The following is a 22,136-nucleotide window of genomic DNA, read 5'->3' as shown; positions in this document are numbered from 1 at the left end:
CGAACGCCCTGAATGAACACACCCCGTTGTCATGATGCTGACTTCATTCCGCAACCCCGTGGACGTCGACCGCAGCCGGTCCTCCCGAGAGAAGTGATCATGGTCTCCGAGCACTCCGACGCCGTCGGCGACTCCTCCGCCCTGGCACTGAAGATACTGGTCGCCGGCGGGTTCGGCGTCGGCAAGACGACCCTCGTGGGGGCCGTCAGCGAGATCCGGCCGCTGCGCACCGAGGAACTGCTCAGCGAGGCCGGTCAACTGGTGGACGACACCGACGGCGTGGACCAGAAGGTCACCACCACCGTCGCCATGGACTTCGGGCGCATCACGATCCGCTCGGGCCTGTCCCTGTACCTGTTCGGCACCCCGGGGCAGGACCGCTTCTGGTTCCTGTGGGACGAGCTGTCCCAGGGAGCACTCGGCGCCGTCGTCCTCGCCGACACGCGGCGCCTGGAGGACTGCTTCCCCGCCGTCGACTACTTCGAGCACCGGCGCATCCCGTTCGTGGTCGCCGTCAACTGCTTCGCAGGGGCCCGCGCCTACGGCGCCCCGGACGTCTCCCGGGCCCTCGACCTCGACCTCGGCACCCCCGTGGTGCTGTGCGACGCGCGCAACCGGGACTCCGGCAAGGAGGTCCTGATCCGGCTCGTCGAGTACGCCGGGCGGATGCACACCGCCCGGCTCCTCGACTCGGTCGGCTGAAGGCCCTCAGGCCGCCAGGTCCTTGATGGCCACCACGTTGTCGACCGTCACGCGGACCAGCAGTTCGCCCGGGACGCCGTTGCGGGCGCCGTACTCCTCGGCGCGTTCGTCGCCCATGTACCGGGCGGCGATCCGGGTCGCCCAGTGGCGCACCTGGTCCAGGTCCTCCGACAGCCGGGCGCGGCCGTTCAGCACCACGAAGTGGAACGGCGGCCGGTCGTCGTCCACGCACAGGGCGACTCGCCCGTCACGGGCGAGATTGCGCCCTTTCACGGTCTCCTTTCCGGTGTTGAAGACCAGTTCGTCCCCGTCCAGCAGAAACCAGATCGGCGCCACATGGGGGCTCCCATCGGCGCGAACGGTGGACAGCTTCCCGGTGCGGGTGCCCGCCGAGACGAACGCCCGCCACTCCTCGTCGGTCATCTTCTGTGCCATGCACCCATCCTGCTTGCCCGTACGCCGGTCGTGGGGAAGGCTGGCGGGGAAGTTCCTCCGGCCAGGGGGAGACCTCACACGGGGAGACGGACATGGCGCAGAACCAGGGACTCGGCTGGCTCCTGGACGATCTGACCGAGAGGGTGGACCACGTGCGGCACGCACTGGTCCTGTCCAATGACGGGCTGGTCACCGGAGCGAGCACGGGCCTCCGCCGCGAGGACGCCGAGCATCTGGCCGCCGTGGCGTCCGGGCTGCACAGCCTGGCCAAGGGCTCGGGGCGCCACTTCGGCGCGGGCCGAGTGCGCCAGACCATGATCGAGTACGACGACGCCGTACTGTTCGTGACCGCCGCCGGCGCCGGCAGCTGCCTGTGCGTGCTCAGCGGCGCTGAGGCCGACATCGGCCAGATCGCCTACGAGATGACGCTGCTCGTGAACCGGGTCGGCGAACACCTCGGCGTCGACGCCAGACAACCCGAGCGGGCTCCGATCACAGATCTCTGACCTGCGGTTTTCCTGCTTCTCGGCAAGTTATCCACAGGTCGCCACGAAGTGCGCCGAATTGGTTACTGTGAGTGCACGGCGAACGCGCAGGGCGTGAGCCATTCACTCCACGGGGGAGTACGACCATGTCGGCAAGCACCTTCGACCCGCCCCGGTCCGTCACCTGCACACCGACCCGCGCCGCCCGGGAACTGGGGATCAAGCGAAGCGAATTCGACCTCGCCGTGCATCTCGGCCGCATCCGGACCGTGCCCGACGAGGGCGGCGGAGGAGGCCGGCGGGTCGAGCGGGCGGAGATCGACCGCCTGCGTGCGCAGGACGGCTTCCCCGAAACGCTCCGTGAGCGGGTGCGGGTCGTCGGCACTGCCGAGGGCGCCGAACTGATGGGCATCCCGGCCGGCCGGTTCACCCGGCTCGCCCGCCTGGGCCTGCTCGTGCCCGTGCGCTTCTACCTGAACCGCTACCGAGCCGTGGTCTGGCTCTATCTGGCCGAAGAATTGCGGGAGTTCGTGGCCGGCCCCGAGAACGCGCGCCTGCTCAAGGGGCGTACGCCGGACAGCCTGCGCGGGCGGCTCGCGACGGGAGTGGACCTGCGGGCCCGCAACTGGCGCGGACGCCACCTCGGTTTCCTGCTGCGGCAGGCAGAGGATCCGTGGGCCCGAGCCGGGGCTGTGGCGGCCTTCCTCCCGCCCCTGGAGATCGCCGACGTCGTCAAGGACCCGTACGAGCGCGTGCACATGAACCGGTTCCGGCCCGCGCCGGCCGCTCACGGCAATCCGGGATCGCCCGCCGCCGACCTCGCCGAGCGGATCACGATCGCGCAGGACGCCGACGAGATCGGCTGGTTGCGCAGCGACCTGGCACGCGCGCTCAAGGAGGCCCGGATGCTCGCACCCGCCCCGCGCCCGGCCTTGCGCCGCGTCATGCCGGCGAGCCGCACGGTCGCACGGCCCATCCCGCCCATGGCGGCAACGGTGACACGGCTCCCGCAGCCGGCAGCGCGGGTGTCCACCCCGGCCGCGGGGCGCGCGGCACCCACGCCGGAGCCGGGCGGTGGGCCGACAACACTGGTCTGCGCACCCGGGAGCGGGCCCGCGTCGCCGGTCCGTGCACCGGAGGATGACGTACGGCTGCCGCCGCTGCACGGGCTGGACAGTGAGCGGACGCCGCTGGGCCGCGAGCCCGGCGCTGATCCGGTGTCGTCGGCCTGCGAGCCTGACCGCAGGTCTGCGTCGGGGACGACCGAGGTGGGCGGTGAGCCGGCGCCACGGGTGGCCGAGCGGCGAGGCCGGCCGGCGGTGGGGCCGGGCAGGCCACCCGCTCGCCGGGACCGCGCGCCCCACTCGGCGCCGCCGGGGACGGACCGCGGCGTGCGCGCCTGGCTGCGGCGGAGAAACTCCCGGCCCGCGAAGCCCGCGCAGGCCTGACGCCCGGCCGTGATCCCGTGCCGACCGCAACCCACACGAGGGTCCCGGCGCCCGGGACGACCTGCCCGTGCCGACGATCGACCCCCTACAGGGACCTGAACAGGCCCTCCTGGACGACCGAGACGAGCAGCCGCCCCTGCAGGTCGTAGATGCGCCCCCGCGCCAGACCACGCCCGCCGGTGGCGATCGGCGACTCCTGGTCGTACAGGAACCACTCGTCCGCCCGGAACGGCCGGTGGAACCACATGGCGTGGTCCAGCGAGGCCATGTCGAAGTTCCGTGCGCTCCACAGGGGTTCGACAGGGATACGGACCGCGTCCAGGAGGGTCATGTCACTGGCGTAGGTCAGCGCGCACGTGTGCACCAGCGGGTCGTCACCCAGCGGTCCGACCGCGCGCATCCACACGGCGCTGCGCGGCTCGGCGCCCTCGATCTCCTCGGCGTGCCAGCGCAGCCGGTCGACGTACCGGATGTCGAAGGGCTGGCGGCGCGCCATCCGCTCCAGCTGTTCCGGCAGCGCGCCCAAGTGCCTGCGGATCTCCTCGGTCACCGTCGGCAGCGACTCCGGGTGCGGCACCTCACGGGCCGGCGGCAGCTGATGCTCGAACGGTCCTTCCTCAGCCTTGTGAAAGGAGGCGGTCAGATTGAAGATCGTGCGACCCTGCTGTACGGCCGTGACCCGGCGCGTGGTGAACGACCGGCCGTCGCGGACACGCTCCACCTGGTACACGATCGGCACGCCCGGACGGCCGGGCCGCAGGAAGTACGCGTGCAGCGAGTGCACCGGACGGTCGCCGTCGGTGGTGCGGCCGGCGGCGACCAGCGCCTGGCCCGCCACCTGGCCGCCGAAGACCCGCTGCAAGGACTCCTGGGGACTGCGGCCGCGGAAGATGTTGACCTCGATCTGCTCCAGGTCGAGCAGGTCGACCAGTCTCTCGGCCGGGTTCGTCGTCATCGGTGGGATTCTCCTGTGGTCACAGCTGGCCGACGTCGGTCACACGGACGACCGCACGGCCCTCGGCGTCGGAGGCCGTGAGGTCGATCTCCGCGCTGATGCCCCAGTCGTGGTCGCCCCGCGGGTCGTCGAAGATCTGGCGGACGCGCCAGAGGCCGTTCGCCGGCTCCTCGTTGATGACCAGGAGCTTGGGGCCGCGGGCGTCAGGACCGGTACCGAGGTCGTCGTACTCGTCCCAGTACTTGTCCATCGCCTCGCCCCACGCGTCGGCGTCCCAGCCGGACTCGGCGTCCAGCTCGCCCAGTTCCTCGACCTGGTCCAGCGCGGCCAGCTCCACGCGGCGGAACAGGGCATTGCGCACCAGAACACGGAAGGCGCGCGCGTTGGTCGTGATCGGTTTGACCTCGTCGGCCTTCTCCTGGGCCTCCTCGGCGGTCATCTCCTCCGGGTTGGCGAGCTGCTCCCACTCGTCCAGCAGACTGGAGTCGACCTGGCGGACCATCTCGCCCAGCCACTCGATCAGGTCCTGCAGATCCTCGGACTTGAGGTCGTCCGGGATGTTGTGGTCAAGGGTCTTGTAGGCGCCGGCGAGGTAGCGCAGCACGATGCCCTCGGTGCGGGCCAGCTCGTAGAAGGACACCAACTCGGTGAAGGAAAGAGCCCGTTCGTACATGTCCCGGATCACGGACTTCGGCGACAGCGGGTGGTCGCCGACCCAGGGGTGGCTCTTGCGGTAGGTGTTGTACGCGTGGAAGAGCAGCTCTTCGAGCGGCTTCGGGTAGGTGATGTCCTGGAGGCGCTCCATACGCTCCTCGTACTCCACCCCGTCCGCCTTCATCGCGGCCACGGCCTCGCCGCGCGCCTTGTTCTGCTGGGCGACGAGGATCTGCCGCGGGTCGTCCAGGGTGGACTCGACGACGGACACCATGTCGAGGGCGTAGGACGGCGACTCGGGGTCGAGGAGTTCGAACGCGGCCAGGGCGAACGTGGACAGCGGCTGGTTGAGCGCGAAGTCCTGCTGGAGATCGACCGTGAGCCGCACGATGCGGCCCTCGGCGTCGGGCTTGTCCAGCTTCTCCACGATCCCGCCGTCCAGCAGCGAGCGGTAGATCGCGATGGCCCGGCGGATGTGCCGCAGCTGCTGCCTGCGCGGCTCGTGGTTGTCCTCCAGCAGGTGGCGCATCGCCTCGAAGGCGTTGCCCGGGCGGGCGATCACCGACAGCAGCATCGTGTGCGTCACCCGGAAGCGCGACGTCAGCGGCTCCGGCTGCGACTCGATCAGCTTCTGGAAGGTGTTCTCCGTCCAGCCGACGAAGCCCTCCGGCGCCTTCTTGCGCACCACCTTGCGCCGCTTCTTCGGGTCGTCGCCCGCCTTCGCGAGAGCCTTCTCGTTCTCGATGACGTGCTCGGGCGCCTGCGCCACGACCAGACCGGCCGTGTCGAAGCCGGCGCGGCCGGCCCGGCCCGCGATCTGGTGGAACTCACGGGCGCGCAGCGTGCGCACCCGGCTGCCGTCGTACTTGGTCAGGGCGGTGAACAGCACCGTGCGAATAGGCACGTTGACGCCCACGCCGAGCGTGTCCGTGCCGCAGATGACCTTCAGCAGACCGGCCTGGGCCAGCTTCTCCACCAGCCGCCGGTACTTGGGCAGCATGCCGGCGTGGTGGACGCCGATGCCGTGCCGCACGTAGCGGGAGAGGTTGCGGCCGAACTTCGTGGTGAAGCGGAAATTGCCGATCAGCTCGGCGATCTGGTCCTTCTCCTCGCGCGTGCACATGTTGATGCTCATCAGCGCCTGCGCCCGCTCCACGGCCTGCGCCTGCGTGAAGTGCACGATGTAGACGGGGGCCTGCTTGCTCGCCAGCAGGTCGGTGAGGGTCTCGGTGAGCGGGGTGAGCTCGTACTCATAGGAGAGGGGCACCGGGCGGGTGGCCGAGCGGACCACCGAGGTCGGGCGGCTGGTGCGGCGGGTGAGATCCTTCTCGAAGAAGGAGACGTCGCCCAGGGTGGCGGACATCAGGATGAACTGCGCCTGGGGGAGCTCCAGCAGCGGGATCTGCCAGGCCCAGCCGCGGTCGCCCTCGGCGTAGAAGTGGAACTCGTCCATGACCACCTGGCCGACGTCCGCGTTCTTGCCGTCCCGCAGCGCGATGGAGGCCAGCACCTCGGCGGTGCAGCAGATCACGGGTGCGTCGGCGTTCACGGAGGCGTCGCCGGTGAGCATGCCGACGTTCTCGGTGCCGAACAGCTTGCACAGCTCGAAGAACTTCTCCGACACCAGCGCCTTGATCGGAGCCGTGTAGAAGGTGACCTCGTCCCGGGCCAGCGCGGCGAAGTGCGCACCCGCGGCGATCATGCTCTTGCCGGAGCCGGTGGGCGTCGAGACGATCACATTCGCCCCGGAGACCACCTCGATCAGTGCCTCCTCCTGGTGGGGATAGAGGGTGAGGCCGCGCTCCTGCGCCCACGACTCGAAGGCTTCGTACAGGGCGTCGGGGTCGGCGGTCGGCGGCAGCTGATCGATGAGGGTCACGCCCCCATCTTGCCTGGCCTCCTCCCCGAGAGGGGAATCGGCTGCGGGTACGAAGATCATGGCCGCTACGCTGTGTCGCCGACGAGGCGTCGGCGCACCAGGTCAACTGGACAGCGGTACACGAGGAATGGGGCGGGAAGCGGCCATGATGGGACCAGCACACTCACTGTCGGGGGCCGCGGCCTGGCTCGGTGTGGGAGCGGCCGCCGCGGCGGCCGGGCATCCCATGCCCTGGCCGGTTCTCCTCGTGGGCGCCCTGATCAGTGCCGGCGCCGCACTCGCCCCGGACCTGGACCACAAGGCGGCCACCATCTCGCGCGCGTTCGGGCCGCTCTCCCGCTGGATCTGCGAGATCGTGGACAAGCTGTCGTACGCCGTCTACAAGTCGACCAGGAAGCAGGGCGACCCGCGCCGCTCCGGCGGTCACCGCACGCTGACGCACACCTGGGTGTGGGCGGTGCTGCTCGGCGGTGGCTGCTCGGCGGCAGCCATCACCGGGGGCCGCTGGGCGGTGCTGGCGATCCTGTTCGTGCACATGGTGCTGGCGATCGAGGGTCTGCTGTGGCGGGCGGCCCGGGGCTCCAGCAGCGATGTTCTGGTGTGGCTGCTGGCGGGGACCAGCGCGTGGATTCTCGCCGGGATCCTGGACAAGCCGGGCAACGGCTCGGACTGGCTGTTCACCGCGCCCGGGCAGCAGTACCTGTGGCTGGGGCTGCCGATCGTGCTGGGGGCGCTGGTGCACGACATCGGGGACGCGCTGACCGTGTCCGGCTGCCCGATCCTGTGGCCGATCCCGGTGGGCCGCAAGCGCTGGTACCCGCTGGGCCCGCCGAAGGCGATGCGCTTCCGTGCGGGCAGCTGGGTGGAGCTGAGGGTGTTGATGCCCGTGTTCATGCTGCTCGGGGGAGTGGGCTGCGCGGCGGCCCTCAACGTGATCTGAGCCCCGGCTCCCGGTCAGGCCGTGTCCGCTTCGCCGTAACGGCGCTCGAAGCGGGCGACGCGGCCCTCGGTGTCGATCGTGCGGGCCTTGCCCGTGTAGAACGGATGGCTTTCCGAGGAGATCTCCACGTCGATCACCGGGTAGGTCTGCCCGTCGTCCCACTCGATGGTCTGCTCGCTCCGTGCGGTGGAGCGGGTCAGGAACGCGTAGCCCGCGGCGCGGTCGCGGAAGACCACGGGGTGGTACTCGGGGTGCTTGTCCTGCTGCATGGCGGCTCCTGGTGCGGGTCGGTCGGGCAAGGGGCCGGCGGATCGGTCCGCATGCGCGGGTCAGCCGGGCAGGGAGTCCTCGTCCACGACGTGCATCGCGGCTTCCTCGGCCGAGGCGGCGGCGCCGTCGATGCCGACGTCGGTAGCGACGAGGGCGGGCTCCTCGTCCTCGTGCGCTCCCTCGTCCGGGGCGACAAGGCGGCCGGAGCGGAGGTGACCGACCTCGTTGTCCAGGGGTTCCCCGTCGGTGCCGGTGCAGTCCCCGATGTCGTCGCCGTCGGGGACGGCGGGGTCGGGCTGTTCCTCGGCGAGCCGCTGGTCGAGGGTTTCCCCCGCCTTCCTCTCGGCGGCCGTCACACCGACGTGGTCGACCGCCCACGGTCGCTCGGGAGGGGACCAGCCACGGTCGAGGGGGTCGTCGACGCCGTCGAAGTCCAGTGTGTCCTCGACGTCGAGCACCCCCGAGTCCTCCCGGATCTCCGAGGAATCGGGCTGGTAGACGTCGTCCCCCCAGCCGTCGGCGCTGTCCACGAGTACCTCCTGGTGGTGAGGACGGCCGCGTGCCGCCGAGGCGGACGGCCGGCCGTCGGCACGTGCGGCACGGATCTCACACGTCGCGAACCGGGTGGTTCCCGGGTGTTCCCCGCACCGGTGCCGTTTTCCAGCCTTCCACCCCTGCTCGGCACCGCGCAACGGCACGGGCCCCGGCCGGGGACCGCGCAGGCGCCTCGCACCCCGGACGAACCCGCCGGGCCCCGGCCCGCCACGGCCCGGCCGCCTCGTGCCCGGAGCACCGGAAGCGAGGGTGACGGCGTCGCCATGACCGTGCTGCCGAGCACGGGAGCCGATCCGGCCGCTGCCGCGGACCGGGATGGTCCTGCCGCCGGAGCCGAAAGCGACCGGGACCGTCCTGCCGTCGGGAGTCCTGCAGACGCGCCCACGACCGAAACCGACGGAGGCCACACCGCCGCCGCACCCACCGCCTGCATCCCCACCGAGCCGACCACCCGACACCGTCCCATCACCGAGCCGCCCACCGGCGCCCCGGCCGGCACCCCCACCGGCGCCCGATCACCCGGTGCCTTCCTCACCGGCACTAGCCCACCTGCCGGCACCAGCTCACCCGCCGCCGACGGCAGCCCGCCGCGCCGGATCACAGCACCCGGCGCCCCTTCCCAGCCGTCAACCGTGCCAGGAGCGCCACAGTGCCGCGTACGCCCCGTCCTCGGCCACCAGCTGGTCGTGGCTGCCCAGCTCGCTGATGCGTCCGTTCTCCACGACCGCGATCACGTCGGCGTCGTGGGCGGTGTGCAGCCGGTGGGCGATGGCGACGACGGTGCGGCCGTCGAGGACGCGGGCCAGGGAGCGTTCCAGATGGCGGGCCGCGCGTGGGTCGAGCAGCGAGGTCGCCTCGTCCAGGACGAGCGTGTGCGGATCGGCGAGCACCAGCCGGGCCAGCGCGATCTGCTGGGCTTGCGCCGGGGTCAGCGCCAGTCCTCCGGAGCCGACCTCCGTGTCCAGGCCGTCGTCCAGCGCCCGTGCCCAGCCGTCCGCGTCCACGGCGCCCAGGGCCGCCCACAGCTCGGCGTCCGTGGCGTCGGCACGGGCCAGCAGCAGGTTGTCGCGCAGGGAACCGACGAAGACGTGGTGCTCCTGGTTGACGAGGGCGACGTGCGCGCGGACGCGTTCCGCCGGCATCCGGGACAGCTCGGCGCCGCCCAGGGTGATCCGGCCGTCCCGGGGCGCGTAGATCCCGGCGAGCAGCCTGCCCAGCGTGGACTTGCCCGCGCCCGAGGGGCCGACCAGAGCCAGCCGGGTGCCGGGCGCGACCTCGAGGGACACCCGGCGCAGCACGTCGACGCCCTCGCGGTAGCCGAAGTGCACCTGGTCGGCGTGCACGTCCCGCCCGTCGGGGGCCAGCGCGGCGTCCCCGGCGTCCGGCTCGATGTCCCGCACCCCGACCAGGCGGGCCAGCGACACCTGGGCGACCTGCACCTCGTCGTACCAGCGCAGGATCAGGTTCACCGGGTCGACGAGCATCTGCGCGACGAGGGCGCCCGTGGTCAGCTGGCCCACGCCGATCCAGCCCTGCAGGACGAACACGCCGCCGACCATCAGGACCGAGCCGAGCACGAGGACGTGAACGGCGTTGATCACGGGGAAGAGCACGGACCTGAGCCAGAGGGTGTACCGCTCCCAGGCCGTCCACTCCTTGATCCGCTGCTCCGACAGGGCGATGCGGCGGGCGCCGAGGCGGTGGGCCTCGATGGTGTGACCGGCATCCACGGTCTCCGCGAGGGCGGCGGCGACGGCGGCGTACCCGGCGGCTTCGGAGCGGTAGCCGGAGGGCGCGCGCTTGAAGTACCAGCGGCAGCCGACCACCAGCACCGGCACGGCGAGCAGCACGGCCGCGGCGAGCGGCGGGGCCGTCACGACGAGCCCGCCGAGCAGCAGCAGGGCCCACACGACGCCGATGGACAGCTGTGGCACGGCCTCGCGCATGGCGTTGGCCAGGCGGTCGATGTCGGTGGTGATGCGGGAGAGCAGGTCGCCGGTGCCCGCCCGTTCCAGCACGCCCGGCGGCAGCCCGACCGACCGGACGAGGAAGTCCTCGCGCAGGTCGGCCAGCATCCGCTCGCCGAGCATCGCACCCCGCAGCCGCACCTGCCGGACGAACACGGCCTGGACGGCCAGCGCGAGCGCGAACAGGCCGACGGTCAGGCCCAGATGGAGCTCCGGGGCGCCGTCGGAGACCCGCTCGACCAGGCCGCCGAGCAGGTACGGGCCCACCATGGAGGCGACGACCGCCACCGTGTTGACGGCGATGAGCAGCAGGAAGGCGCGGCGGTGCCGGCGGAAGAGCTCGGTGACGTAGGCGCGCACGGTCGCGGTGGCGCCGACGGGCAGGGTGGTGGCGGTCGTCGGGGCCGCCGGGTCGTACGCCGGCGGCGCAACGCCGATCATGCGCTCTCCTCGATCTCTTCCAGCTCCTGGAGGGCGCCCAGCAGGGCGTCCTCGTCGGCCGCGGTCAGCTCGTCGTCCGTCTCGCGTGTCACCACGGCCCGGTACCGGGGTTCGCTGTCGACCAGCTCTCGGTGCACGCCGGTCGCGACGACCGCGCCCTCGTGGACGAGGGCGACCCGGTCGGCGTGGTCGAGCAGCAGCGGGGACGAGGTGAAGACCACCGTCGTTCGCTCCGACCTCAGTCGGCGAAGCCCGTCGGCGATCCGCGCCTCGGTGTGCGAGTCGACCGCGGACGTCGGTTCGTCCAGCACCAGCACCTCGGGGTCGGTGATCAGGGACCGGGCCAGCGCGAGCCGCTGGCGCTGGCCGCCGGACAGGGACCGTCCGCGCTCGGTGATGCGGGCGTCCATGGGGTCGGCCGCGTCCAGCGATCCCTGCACGAGCGCGTCCAGGACGTCCTCGCACTGCGCCGCCGCCAGTGCGTCCGCGGCGGATACGGCTCCGGAGGAGGGGACGTCGAGCAGCTCGCGCAGCGTGCCGGACAACAGCACCGGGTCCTTGTCCTGGACGAGGACGGCGGTACGGGCGCTGTCCAGGGGGAGTTCGTCCAGCGGCACCCCGCCGAGCAGCACCGCGCGGCCCGGTTCGGCCGGGTGGCCGCCCAGCCGCTCCGCGAGCCGGCCGGCCGCGTCGGGGTCGCCGCACACCACGGCGGTGAACCGGCCGGTGGCTGCGAGCAGCCCGGTGCCGGGGTCGTACAGATCCCCGCCGGGCACCTCGGCCTCGCGGGTGCCGTCGGTGTCCGTGGCCCGCCGCAGCGACAGCACGCGCGCCGCCCGTTTGGCCGAGGGGCGAGAGAAGGAGTACGCCATGGCGATCTCCTGAAAGTGCTGCAGCGGATAGTTGAGGACCATCACCGCGCTGTAGACGGTGACGAGTTCGCCGATCGCGATCCGGCCCTGTCGGGCCAGGTGGATGCCGTGCCAGACCACCGCGATCAGCAGCAGCCCGGGCAGCAGCACCTGGAGGGCGGAGATCAGCGACCACATCCGGGCGCTGCGCACCGCGGCGTGCCGCACCTCCTGCGAGGCCCGGCGGTAGCGGTCGAGGAACAGCTCCTCGCCGCCGATGCCGCGCAGGACACGCAGTCCGGCGACGGTGTCGGAGGCCAGTTCGGTGGCGCGGCCCGCCTTCTCGCGCTGGATGTCGGCGCGGCGCGTGGCCCGGGGCAGCAGCGGCAGCACCGCCAGGGCCACGACGGGCAGGCCGACGGCGACGATCATGCCCAGCGCGGGCTGGTAGACGAGGAGGCCGACACCGACCACCACGACCGTGGACGCGGCGGCGGTGAACCGGGAGACCGCCTCGACGAACCAGCCGATCTTCTCCACGTCACCGGTGGAGACGGCCACCACCTCACCGGCCGCGACCCGCCGGGTCAGCGCGGAGCCCAGGTGGGCGGCCTGACGGGCCAGCAGTTGCTGGACGCGGGCGGCGGCCGTGATCCAGTTGGTGACGGCGGTGCGGTGCAGGAAGGTGTCGCCGACGGCGATGCCCGTGCCGCACAGCAGCAACAGACCGCCCGTCAGGGCGAGCCGGCTGCCGGAACGGTCGACGACCGCCTGGACGGCGAGGCCGACACAGAAGGGCAGGAGGGAGACGGAGACGAAGTGGAGCAGGCCCCAGGCGAGCGATTTCAGCTGCCCGCCCAGCTGATTGCGCCAGAGCCACCACAGGAATCGGGGACCCGAACGCGCGTCCGGCACGCCCGGGTCGGGATACGGAAGGTCTTGAATCTGCATGACGTCCCAGTGGCTCGTGTCAGGGGAGGGGGAAGCGGCAAGGAGCGGCGAGGAGCGGCAACAAGCCGTGACAGGGTCGCGTCGCAGAGTGGGTGATTTCAAACGGTTTTCCTGGGCCGCCCGGACCGTCCGCCGACTTCCGGCCAGGCATGCGGGGCCGCGCGTGTGCGCCGCCCGGGGCACCGGTCACCCGGCACGGTGAACGCGGGAAGACGGCACGATCAGCCGGTGTGCGATGCCACCGTGCTCCGATGCGGACCGGTAGCGCGTGGCATGCGGGGCTCACGGCGGCGGCCGGCGGGGCCCTCCGTGCCGACCTCAGCACCAGCACGGGCCTCGCGCCCGTCCCCGCTCGCACGGGCCTCGCGCCGGTCCCGCCAGCGCCGGCCTCGCGCCCGCCCCCGCCAGCACCGGCGGAGCGCCGGGTCTCGGTGGCCCGCCCCCGCACGCCCCGACCGTGTCCTCGCCCCCCGGCCGACCCAGCCCGTATTCCAGGCGTCGGTGCACTTCAGCGGGTTCACCCGCTTCGACGCGGGCGGTGTGCGCCCCGGCCCCGGCGGCAGGCTGCCGTACGGCCAGAACGCGGGCGCATCGGCACGGCTGCGCCCGGACGCCTGGCCGGGGCGGTGGGGGTCAGTGCCCGGCCGGGCGGTCCTGCTGCGCCGCCGGCGGTCCCGCCGCGGCGGGTGTGCTCAGCACGTCCACGTCGTTCGCGCGGACGTAGCCGAGCCGGTGGCCGATCTGGATCTCGTAGTACTCCTCCTCGCCCTGCACCACCGGGTTCGGTGTGGTGACAAAGGTCGACTTGGCGACATAGGAACCCCCGACGGTGTCCTGGGTGACGTACCGCTGGCCCGCCAGGAGGCGGTAGGGCAGTGGGGATTCGGGCTGCTCCTCCACGTCCTCCGGGTAGGCCTCCGCCTCCGGCAGGGCACGGCCGAACACCGGGACCTCGTCCAGCCCCTCCTTGGGCGTCACCATCCGGCCGCTCGCACCGACGGCCGTCGGGTGCGCCTTCGGGTTCTTGAACCACGCCTTCTGGCCCTGGTACCAGATCGCCGTCCAGTCGCCGCTGCGTCCGGCGACGGCGAAGGTCTGCCCGGCGGAGACGCGCGACCCGAGGTCGTTGACGTCCACCGTGGACTTCTCGCCGTCCGGGTGGCGCCCCGGATCCTGGATGAGCGGCGCCCTCTCGTCCGGCCGGGTGTAGAGGCGGACGGCGCTGGAGCCGTGCTTCGGGCACGTCCGGGCCGAGCGGGTGCAGCCGGTGAACAGCGGACTGTGGGTGGCGTAGTCGGGCAGGATCATCACCATGTCGCTGTCCGGGCCGGCCGTGGCCCGCAGCGGCGCGCCGAGCAGGTCGAAGTAGTGCCGCCAGTCCCAGAAGGGGCCGGGGTCGTCGTGCATGTCGGGGATGCTGTCGGTCGTGGGCGCCGGGACGTTGTCATGGCCGTAGATGTGCTGGCGGTCGAGCGGGATGCCGTACTTCTTGGCCAGGAAGCGCACCAGGCGGGCCGAGGTCCGGTACATCGTCTCCGTGAACCAGGTGCCCGGCTGTCTGAGGAATCCCTCGTGCTCGATGCCGATGGAGCGGGCGTTGATGAACTGGTTGCCGGAGTGCCAGGCCTCGTCCTTCGTCCGGATGTGCTGGGTGACATGGCCGTCGCTGGAGCGGATCGAGTAGTGCCACGACGCCTCGGTCGGGTCCTGCACGGTCTGGAACATGCTCTGCAGGGACGCTTCGGTGTCGTGGATGACGATGGAGTCGATCTTCTGGTCCTTGGGCCGGTCGCCGAGATCGTGGTTGCCGTAGTCGCCGTCGTCGTCGATCTCCTGGTAGGCCGCGGCGAGCCAGTCGCAGGTCAGCTCGGCGGGGCACTCGACGTTCTTCGACCGCCGCGCGTCCCGGACGTGGACGGCCCGTGGGTGGACACCGGGGCTGGCGGGAAGGGAGATCTTCTGCCCCTCGGCGGTGGTGCGGTGCGCTCCCTTGTGGATCAGCGAGAAGACGTCGTTCGCGTAGGTCGCGGCCGACGTGACGTCAGCCGTTCCGGGGAAACGTTTCACCGCCTCCCACCAGTCCGCCGGGTTGTCGCTCAGGGGCTTGCCGAGCTGGCGCTGCGTCGCCGCCAGGAGCGCCGCGCCACCCCGTACGTTGGCGACGGCGTCCGTCCGCAGGCGTCCCGCCGGGGCGCCGATCAGACGTGCGGCGCGTTCCAGGTCCGCCGGCTGTACGGCGCGGCCGCCCGAGGCGCCGGCCGCCGCTGCCGCGGGCGTCCCCACCGTCCCGGGCGGGACGCCGTTGCCGCCCTGCGGGCCCGCCGCCAGCGCCGGGGGCTTGGCGCGGCCGGGGTCCACCAGGTGCATCGGCCCGTAGCCGCCCGCGACGCTGGGGGCGCCCGGGTGGGAGTCCCAGCGTGACTGCATGTAGGACACACCCATGAGGACATTGCGAGGCACGTGATACTCGCGAGCGGCGTCGGCGAAGGCGTCCTGGAGCACTCGGTCCTGTGCGTCGTCGTCCGCGGACAACGGGATGAGCAGCAGCGGCGTCAGCACCGCCGCCGACGCGATCACGCAGGCCGTTCGACGGCAGCTGCGGAGACTGTTGGGAACACGTGGGGCGGCGGGTCTTCTCATAGGGCGGTTCTCCAGACATGTTCGTCACCATCAGGACGGCACCCTGGGAAAGGGAGTTGTCCTGCACGCCACCCCCTGTACGTTTCCGTGCCTGACGCGCCACGTCGCGCCAAGGGTCACCGGGGTGGCCGATCGACCGGGCAGGGGCCACTCGGTCGGCGGTGCGCGGGCTCAGTCCTCGACCGGGTCCACCTGCCAGTCGGGGTGTCCCGGCATCGCAGGGGTGTGCGGCCCGTACAGCCACGGCGTCAGAAAGGGTTTCAGGTCCTCGCCGGCGACCCGGGACGCGAGTGCGATGAAGTCCTGGGTGCCGGCCGCACGGCCCCGGTACGTCGTCACCCAGGACCGCTCGATCCTGCCGAAGGTCTCCTCGCCGACCTTCTCCCGCAGGGCGAACAGCACCAGCGCCGAGCCGTCGTAGCGCATCACCTTGAACAGCGTCGGCTCCGTGGGCTCGGCGGGCGCGCCCTCGTCGTGACGCCACTGGTCGTGCTGCTCGTAGGCCGCCCGCATCGCGTCCTCCAGGGCGACGCCGCCGTGCTCGCCGGAGTACAGGCGTTCGTAGAAACGGGCATGACCCTCGCTCAGCCACAGGTCGGACCAGCGCCGGACGGCGACGCTGTCACCCGTCCAGTGGTGCGTCAGCTCGTGCACGAGATTGCGTTCGGCGTCGACCTGGTCACCCGTCAGGTCGTCCTTCGGTACGACCGACAGCGACTGTGTCTCCAGCGCCACCGGCAGGTCGCTGTCCCCGACGAGCACGCCGTAGCGGCGGAACGGGTACGGACCGAGCCGCTGTTCCAGCCAGGCGAGATGCTCCGGGGTGAGCGAGCGGACCTCCCGCGTGTCGCCGACCAGTCCGTCCGGGACCACGTCCCGTAGGGGCAGTCCGCGCGGTCCGGTGCCGGTGGCGAACGTGAACCTCCCGATCGCCAGCTGGACCAGTTGCGCCGCGATCGGCTGCTCGGAGTCGTACGTCCAGGTGATGCGTCCGCCGGGCCTGCGGGCGGTGGTGACGAGCCGTCCGTTGGCCACCGCGCTGAGCCCCGGTGGGGTGGTGATGCGGAAGGTGACCGGCGCCCGCAGGCTCGGGTGGTCGTTCGCCGGGAAGATCATTTTCGCGCCGTCGGGCTGGGCGCAGACCATGGTGCCGTCGGCCGTGGGCACCCAGCCGTAGTCCTGGATCGCGTCGTCGCGGTGCCGGTGCTGTGCCGGGTCGGCGGTGTAGGCGACGCGGACGGTGAACGTGCGGCCGCGGGGGACCGGGTGCGCGGGGGTGACGACGAGTTCGTCGCCGTCGCGTGCGAAGGCGGCCGGGGCGCCGTCGACCGTGACGGTGTGCAGCGTGTTGCCGGCGAAGTCGAGGTCGAAGCGGGAAAGGGGCTGAGTGGCGGTCGCGCTGATCGTGGCGCCGGCGGGGAAAGGTGTGCGCGGTGCCCGCCAGTCGACGTCGAGGGTGTAGCGGCGGACCGTGTAGCCGCCGTTGCCGGCGAGCGGCATCAGCGGGTCGCCGATGCCCGGTGCGCCGGGGGACGGGGCCGGGCCGGAGGAGGCGGCCGGGCCGGGAGCGGGCGAGCCGTGGCCTGCGCGCGGGAGCACGTGGGCGAACACACCGGCACCGGCGAGGGCGCCGGCACCGGCGAGAGTGAAGGCGAGGGCCGCTCGACGGGTGCGGAGGACGGGGCGGGGGCGCCTTCGTCGGGTCTCCTGGCGCGGAGGCCTCGCTGGGCGGCCGACGGGCATGATCTCCATGTCCGCACTATGTCAGCCTAGTGCGCTTATAGCACTAAATGTCCCGCCGGGCGGCCGCATGACGGAGGTCGGACGCGGGCACGCTCTCGCGGTGGCCGACGTCCGGTCTCCTCGTTGCGGTCGGCGGCCAACTCCCCGTAGAACAGCGGCCATGAGAAGACGGATGGTCATGTCCATGCTCGCGGGAGCGACCCTCCTGGCGAGTGCGCTCTTCGGCACCGGAGCGGCGGCCGCCGGGGCCGCCGACATCCCGGCCGAGTTCGGAACCGACTGGCACGACCCGGTCGCCGCGGCCCCGCCCGTCGACCGGCCGCACACCAGGTCGTGTCAGGTCACCCTGGCCGACGCCCAGTTCCGCGACTTCACCCCCTATCGCGGCACGTACACCCCGCCGCAGAGCTGCGGCGACCACTGGAGCAAGGTCGTCCTGCGCCTCGACGGCAAGGTGAAGGGCCGTCAGTACGACCGACTCGGCTATCTCCATGTGGGCGGGGTCGAGATCCTGCGCACCTCCACCCCCGAGCCCTCACCCGACGGCATCGAGTGGCACGTGGAGAAGGACGTCACCCGCTACAGCGACACCTTCCGCGGTGCGCGGGACGTCGAGATGCTGATCGGCAACGTCGTGGACGACACGTACACCGGCGTCATCGACGTGCACGTCACCCTGACCTTCTACGCGGGCCGCCCCGCGCAGCGGACCCCCGACCGGGTGCTCACCCTCGCCGACACTCCCGACGGCACCACCCTCACCACCCCGCGCAACAGCGAGCGGATCGTCGCCGAGGTGTACGCGACCGGTTCGGGCGGCGGCTGCGAGGAGTTCTGGTACCTGACCGTGGCCGACCCGGCGTCGTACTCCTGCAAGGCCGACCACGGGCCCTACCGCGAGGTGCAGATCAAGGTCGACGGTCGACTCGCCGGAATCGCCGCGCCGTACCCGAACGTGTGGACCGGCGGCTGGTCCAACCCCTTCCTCTGGTACGTGGTTCCGGCCCCGCACGCCTTCGACGTGCGGCCGATCGAGTACGACCTCACGCCCTTCGCCGGCCTCCTCGACGACGGCCGGCCGCACCGCGTCGAGGTCTCCGTCGTCGGCGTGCCCGCGGGGCAGACGGGGTGGAGCACCCCGGTGAACGTGCTCGTCTGGCAGGACGCCCACCGCGCGCGGGTCACCGGCGGGCTGACCGGTGACAGGGCGAGCGACATCGCCGACTCCTCCACCTACACGCCCGGCCCGGAGAACCGCGTGCACACCGAGGCCGGACACCGGCTCACCGTCTCCGGATACCTCGACACCTCGCACGGCCGCGTGACCACGACTGTCACCCGCACCCTCGCCGCCACCTCCGTCCATCGCTGGACCGACGGCGAGAACACCGACGGACTCGACGCGACCTGGACGGACGACGAGAAGGTCACCGTCGGCGGGCACGGTCCCGCGCGCACGACGCACACGCACCGGACGTTCACCATGAACGGTGCCACGACCCTCGATGCGGACAACCGCCTGCGCACCGTGCTGACCCTCGGCGACCGGGCGGGGGTCGCGGAACTCCGGGACGGGCGGCGCACCGCCTGGTCGCGGCTCGACGACACCTACCGCGGAGACGCCGCGTACACCGTCAACGTCCCGCGCGACCAGCGGCACGCGGTCGGTACGTCGACCGAGCGATACCGCCGTTACGGCTCCGACGGCTGCTACGACCGCTCGCTGACATCGGTTCAGGGGGTGCTGACGCAGGACCGCGACGGCTGCTGAGCCGGTGCGGTGCGTCCCGACGCGCCGCCTCGCGGTACGCGGCCCCCTCCACCGCCATGGTGGGGCGGGGCCGCGAGCAGGTCAGCAGGGCTTGGCCGTGTCCCCGTCGATCAGGCTGTCCAGCAGGACGCCGAGCACCTCACGCTCCTTCTCCGTGAGCGGGGCGAGGATCTCCTCGGCCGCCGAGCGGCGGGCGCCGCGCAGCTGGCGCAGGGTCGCGCGTCCCTCGTCCGTCAGCTCGATCCGGGTCACGCGCCGGTTCGCCGGGTCCGCCACCCGCCGTACCTTTCCGCTCGCCTCCAGTCCGTCGACCAGCGTCGTCACGGCGCGCGGCACCACCTCCAGGCGCTCGGCGAGATCGGCCATGCGCGGCGCCGAGTCGTAGTGCGCGAGGGTGCGCAGCAGCCGGGACTGGGCCGGGGTGACGCCCAGGTCGCGCCGCTCCAGATGGCGCTTCTGGATGCGGTGCACCCGGCGGGTCAGCCGCAGCAACTGCTCGGCGAGCAGGCCGTCGGAATCCGGGGTGGTCATGCGGGAACAATATCAGGATGCCGTTCATTGTGAGTATAGGTAACAATGAGCTACGATCCGATCCGTCATCGTCGGCCAGTCCTGTCCGGCGCCCGTTCATCTCCGTAGGAGCCCATGCATCCCGACCGCGAACCCTCCTGGACCCCGCCTGCCGACGCCGAGGAACAGCCCCGGCAGGTGCGCCGCATCCTGAAGCTCTTCCGTCCCTACCGGGGGCGGCTGGCGATCGTCGGCCTGCTGGTCGGCGCCTCCTCGCTGGTCTCGGTGGCCACACCGTTCCTGCTGAAGGAGACCCTCGACGTCGCGATCCCCCAGGGCCGCACCGGTCTGCTGAGCCTGCTCGCGCTCGGCATGATCCTCAGCGCCGTCCTCTCCAGCGTCTTCGGCGTGCTGCAGACCCTGATCTCGACCACCGTCGGCCAGCGCGTCATGCACGACCTGCGCACCGCCGTCTACGGCCGCCTGCAGCGCATGTCGCTCGCCTTCTTCACGCGCACGCGCACCGGCGAGGTGCAGTCCCGCATCGCCAACGACATCGGCGGCATGCAGGCGACCGTCACCTCCACCGCCACCTCCCTGGTCTCCAACGCCACCAGCGTCGTCGCCACGATCGTCGCGATGACCGCCCTCGACTGGCGGCTCACGATCGTCTCGATGGTCCTGCTGCCGGCGTTCGTGTGGATCAGCCGCCGCGTGGGCAACGAGCGCAAGCGGATCACCACCCAGCGGCAGAAGCAGATGGCCGCGATGGCGGCCACCGTCACCGAGTCGCTCTCCGTCAGCGGCATCCTGCTCGGCAGGACGATGGGCCGTTCCGACTCGCTGACCGCGTCCTTCGCCGACGAGTCCGAGCGGCTGGTCGACCTCGAGGTGCGCTCCAACATGGCCGGACGCTGGCGCATGGCGGTGATCACCATCGTCATGGCCGCCATGCCCGCCGTCATCTACTGGACCGCGGGGCTGGCGCTCCAGCTCGGCGGCCCGAAGGTCTCCCTCGGCACCATCGTCGCCTTCGTCTCGCTCCAGCAGGGCCTGTTCCGCCCGGCCGTCAGCCTGCTCGCGACCGGCGTCCAGATACAGACCTCGCTCGCGCTCTTCCAGCGCATCTTCGAGTACCTGGACCTGCCCGTCGACATCACCGAGCGCGAGCGGCCGGTCCGTCTCGACCAGATCAAGGGCGAAGTCCGCTTCGAGGGTGTCGGGTTCCGCTACGACGACAAGGGCGGCCCCGTCCTCGACGGCATCGAGGTCACCGTCCCGGCGGGCCACAGCCTCGCCGTCGTCGGTCCGACCGGCGCCGGCAAGTCCACTCTCGGCTATCTGGTGCCCCGGCTCTACGACGTCACCGCGGGCCGCGTCACCCTGGACGGCATCGACGTCCGCGACCTCGACTTCGACACGCTCGCCCGCGCGGTCGGCGTCGTCTCGCAGGAGACGTACCTCTTCCACGCCTCCGTCGCCGACAACCTGCGCTTCGCGAAGCCGGACGCCACCGACGAGGAGCTGCACGCGGCGGCCAAGGCGGCCCAGATCCACGACCACATAGCCGCCCTGCCCGACGGCTACGACACCGTCGTCGGCGAGCGGGGCCACCGCTTCTCCGGCGGTGAGAAGCAGCGTCTCGCCATAGCCCGCACCATCCTGCGCGACCCGCCCGTCCTCATCCTGGACGAGGCGACCAGCGCGCTCGACACCCGTACGGAAGCGGCCGTCCAGGAGGCCATCGACGCCCTGTCGGCCGATCGGACGACCATCACCATCGCCCACCGTCTGTCCACCGTCCGCGGCTCCGACCAGATCGTGGTCCTGGACGCCGGGCAGGTCGCCGAACGTGGTACGCACGAGGAGCTGCTGGAGCTGGACGGCCGGTACGCCGCCCTGGTGCGCCGCGACGCCCAGCTCGAGCCGACAAGCTGACGATACGTAGGGCTAATGCCGGGTTTATGACGATATGCGTATTACCGTGCCCGCATGCAGATGAAATTTCCGCCATGGAACACGATCCAACTGACCCGGCGGGGCAGACTCGCCCTCCTCGTGGCCGGCGCCGTCGTGGCCGGTACCGCCGTGGTGGTGCCGCTGCTGACCTTGGGTGGCAAGCCGAAGGCGGAAGCGCCACCCGCCACGCTGGTCATCCCTGAGGGCTGGCGCGCCGGCCAGGTCTACGACGCGATCGACAGGGCGCTGAAGCTGCCGGCCGGCAGCACCCGCAAGTCCGTCGGCAAGGCCGGGCTGAAGCTGCCCGGCGATGCCAAGGGCAACCCCGAGGGCTTTCTCTTCCCGGCCACGTATCCGCTCCCGAAAGGCACGACGCCCGAATCCCTGCTGCGGTTCATGGTCGACACCGCCGACAAGAAGTTCGGCGGGGTGCCGGTCGCGGCCGGCGCGCAGCACAACGCCATGAGCCTGCACCAGATCGTCACCGTCGCCAGCATCGTCCAGGCCGAGGCGGCGACGAAGGAGGACATGGGCAAGGTCGCCCGGGTCGTCTTCAACCGGCTGCAGCGCGGGATGCCGCTGCAGATGGACTCCACGATCAACTACGCGCTGAACCGCACCACCCTGCGCACCACCGAGGACGACACCCGCATCGCGAGCCCGTACAACTCCTACCAGCGCATGGGCCTGCCGCCCACCCCGATCGACAACCCCGGCGAGGAGGCGATGCGCGCCGCCACCAACCCGACACCGGGCGACTGGCTGTACTTCGTCACCATCAAGCCGGGGGACACGCGCTTCACCACCGACTACGCGACGCACCTGCGCAACGTGGCGGAGTTCAACGCCCTGCGCGAGAGCGCCGCGGCGTCGCAGTCCCCGGAGCAGTCGCCGGGCCAGTCACCCGAACGGTCGCCGGGCCAGTCCCCGGCGCAGCCCCCGGCCTCCTCCCAGCCCGCGGTGCGCTGATCCGGCGGGGC

The 22,136-nt window shown here is 71.8% G+C and carries 16 protein-coding genes and 1 pseudogene; 7 read left to right on the top strand and 10 right to left on the bottom strand.

From position 1 onward, the window contains the following. Positions 1-99 precede the first annotated feature (99 nt). Positions 100-702 (top strand): ATP/GTP-binding protein, encoded by a 603-nt coding sequence (locus tag AB0N17_RS34055; protein ID WP_366015471.1) that lies wholly within the window; start codon positions 100-102, stop codon positions 700-702. A gap of 6 nt (positions 703-708) precedes the next feature. On the opposite strand, the gene AB0N17_RS34050 is transcribed toward AB0N17_RS34055, so the two are convergent. Continuing rightward, positions 709-1,137, bottom strand: coding sequence for a PPOX class F420-dependent oxidoreductase (locus AB0N17_RS34050; protein WP_366015470.1), 429 nt, complete (start codon positions 1,135-1,137; stop codon positions 709-711). Positions 1,138-1,229: 92 nt separating this feature from the next. Here AB0N17_RS34050 and AB0N17_RS34045 point away from each other — a divergent pair, with 92 nt between their 5' ends. Together AB0N17_RS34045 and AB0N17_RS34040 are read left to right on the top strand one after the other, a co-directional pair. After that, entirely contained in the window at positions 1,230-1,643 is a 414-nt protein-coding gene (locus AB0N17_RS34045) for a roadblock/LC7 domain-containing protein (RefSeq protein ID WP_366015469.1), read from the top strand. 125 nt (positions 1,644-1,768) lie between these two features. Continuing rightward, positions 1,769-2,554 (top strand): annotated as a pseudogene (locus AB0N17_RS34040) (DUF6397 family protein); the annotation flags it as partial. 601 nt (positions 2,555-3,155) lie between these two features. On the opposite strand, the gene AB0N17_RS34035 reads toward AB0N17_RS34040, so the two are convergent. Both AB0N17_RS34035 and AB0N17_RS34030 read right to left on the bottom strand, forming a co-directional pair. Then, on the bottom strand, positions 3,156-4,025 hold the full coding sequence (locus AB0N17_RS34035) for an acyl-CoA thioesterase II (RefSeq protein ID WP_366015468.1): 870 nt from the start codon (positions 4,023-4,025) through the stop codon (positions 3,156-3,158). 19 nt (positions 4,026-4,044) lie between these two features. Beyond that, entirely contained in the window at positions 4,045-6,558 is a 2,514-nt protein-coding gene (locus tag AB0N17_RS34030; RefSeq protein ID WP_366015467.1) for a DUF3516 domain-containing protein, read from the bottom strand. Positions 6,559-6,703: 145 nt separating this feature from the next. On the opposite strand from AB0N17_RS34030, the gene AB0N17_RS34025 reads away from it, so the two are divergent. After that, a complete protein-coding gene (locus tag AB0N17_RS34025) occupies positions 6,704-7,498 on the top strand; it encodes a metal-dependent hydrolase (protein ID WP_366015466.1) in 795 nt (264 codons plus the stop codon). Positions 7,499-7,512: 14 nt separating this feature from the next. Here AB0N17_RS34025 and AB0N17_RS34020 read toward each other — a convergent pair whose 3' ends face one another. The 6 genes from AB0N17_RS34020 to AB0N17_RS33995 form a co-directional block, all read right to left on the bottom strand. Continuing rightward, positions 7,513-7,767 (bottom strand): type B 50S ribosomal protein L31, encoded by a 255-nt coding sequence (locus tag AB0N17_RS34020; protein ID WP_366015465.1) that lies wholly within the window; start codon positions 7,765-7,767, stop codon positions 7,513-7,515. Between the two features lie 60 nt (positions 7,768-7,827). Continuing rightward, positions 7,828-8,298 carry a DUF5709 domain-containing protein gene (locus tag AB0N17_RS34015; protein WP_366015464.1) on the bottom strand — a complete coding sequence of 157 codons (471 nt, stop codon included), beginning with the start codon at positions 8,296-8,298 and terminating at the stop codon, positions 7,828-7,830. Between the two features lie 651 nt (positions 8,299-8,949). Beyond that, positions 8,950-10,731, bottom strand: coding sequence for an ABC transporter ATP-binding protein (locus AB0N17_RS34010; protein ID WP_366015463.1), 1,782 nt, complete (start codon positions 10,729-10,731; stop codon positions 8,950-8,952). Further along, positions 10,728-12,533, bottom strand: coding sequence for an ABC transporter ATP-binding protein (locus tag AB0N17_RS34005; protein ID WP_366015462.1), 1,806 nt, complete (start codon positions 12,531-12,533; stop codon positions 10,728-10,730). Before AB0N17_RS34005 ends, AB0N17_RS34010 begins: the two co-directional genes overlap by 4 nt. A 633-nt stretch (positions 12,534-13,166) precedes the next feature. Further along, a complete protein-coding gene (locus AB0N17_RS34000) occupies positions 13,167-15,110 on the bottom strand; it encodes a peptidoglycan recognition family protein (protein WP_366015461.1) in 1,944 nt (647 codons plus the stop codon). A 234-nt stretch (positions 15,111-15,344) separates the two neighbouring features. Beyond that, positions 15,345-16,925 carry a M1 family metallopeptidase gene (locus tag AB0N17_RS33995; RefSeq protein WP_366015459.1) on the bottom strand — a complete coding sequence of 527 codons (1,581 nt, stop codon included), beginning with the start codon at positions 16,923-16,925 and terminating at the stop codon, positions 15,345-15,347. Between the two features lie 151 nt (positions 16,926-17,076). Here AB0N17_RS33995 and AB0N17_RS33990 point away from each other — a divergent pair, with 151 nt between their 5' ends. Beyond that, positions 17,077-18,687: a peptide-N4-asparagine amidase gene (locus tag AB0N17_RS33990; RefSeq protein ID WP_366015458.1), complete on the top strand. Its 1,611-nt coding sequence runs from the start codon at positions 17,077-17,079 to the stop codon at positions 18,685-18,687. 81 nt (positions 18,688-18,768) lie between these two features. On the opposite strand, the gene AB0N17_RS33985 is transcribed toward AB0N17_RS33990, so the two are convergent. After that, complete coding sequence (locus AB0N17_RS33985) at positions 18,769-19,218, bottom strand: MarR family transcriptional regulator (RefSeq protein WP_366015457.1); 450 nt, start codon at positions 19,216-19,218, stop codon at positions 18,769-18,771. Between the two features lie 114 nt (positions 19,219-19,332). Between AB0N17_RS33985 and AB0N17_RS33980 the strand changes: the two genes are divergently transcribed. Continuing rightward, positions 19,333-21,135, top strand: coding sequence for an ABC transporter ATP-binding protein (locus AB0N17_RS33980; RefSeq protein WP_366015456.1), 1,803 nt, complete (start codon positions 19,333-19,335; stop codon positions 21,133-21,135). A gap of 54 nt (positions 21,136-21,189) precedes the next feature. Further along, positions 21,190-22,125, top strand: a complete 936-nt coding sequence (mltG, locus tag AB0N17_RS33975; RefSeq protein WP_366015455.1) for an endolytic transglycosylase MltG — start codon at positions 21,190-21,192, stop codon at positions 22,123-22,125. Positions 22,126-22,136 lie beyond the last annotated feature (11 nt).

The sequence above is a fragment of the Streptomyces sp. NPDC051133 genome, from assembly GCF_040682635.1.
Taxonomy (GTDB): Bacteria; Actinomycetota; Actinomycetes; order Streptomycetales; family Streptomycetaceae; genus Streptomyces.
The sequence above is the reverse complement of the archived record's forward strand: the minus strand, read 5'-3'. Positions and strand labels throughout refer to the sequence as shown.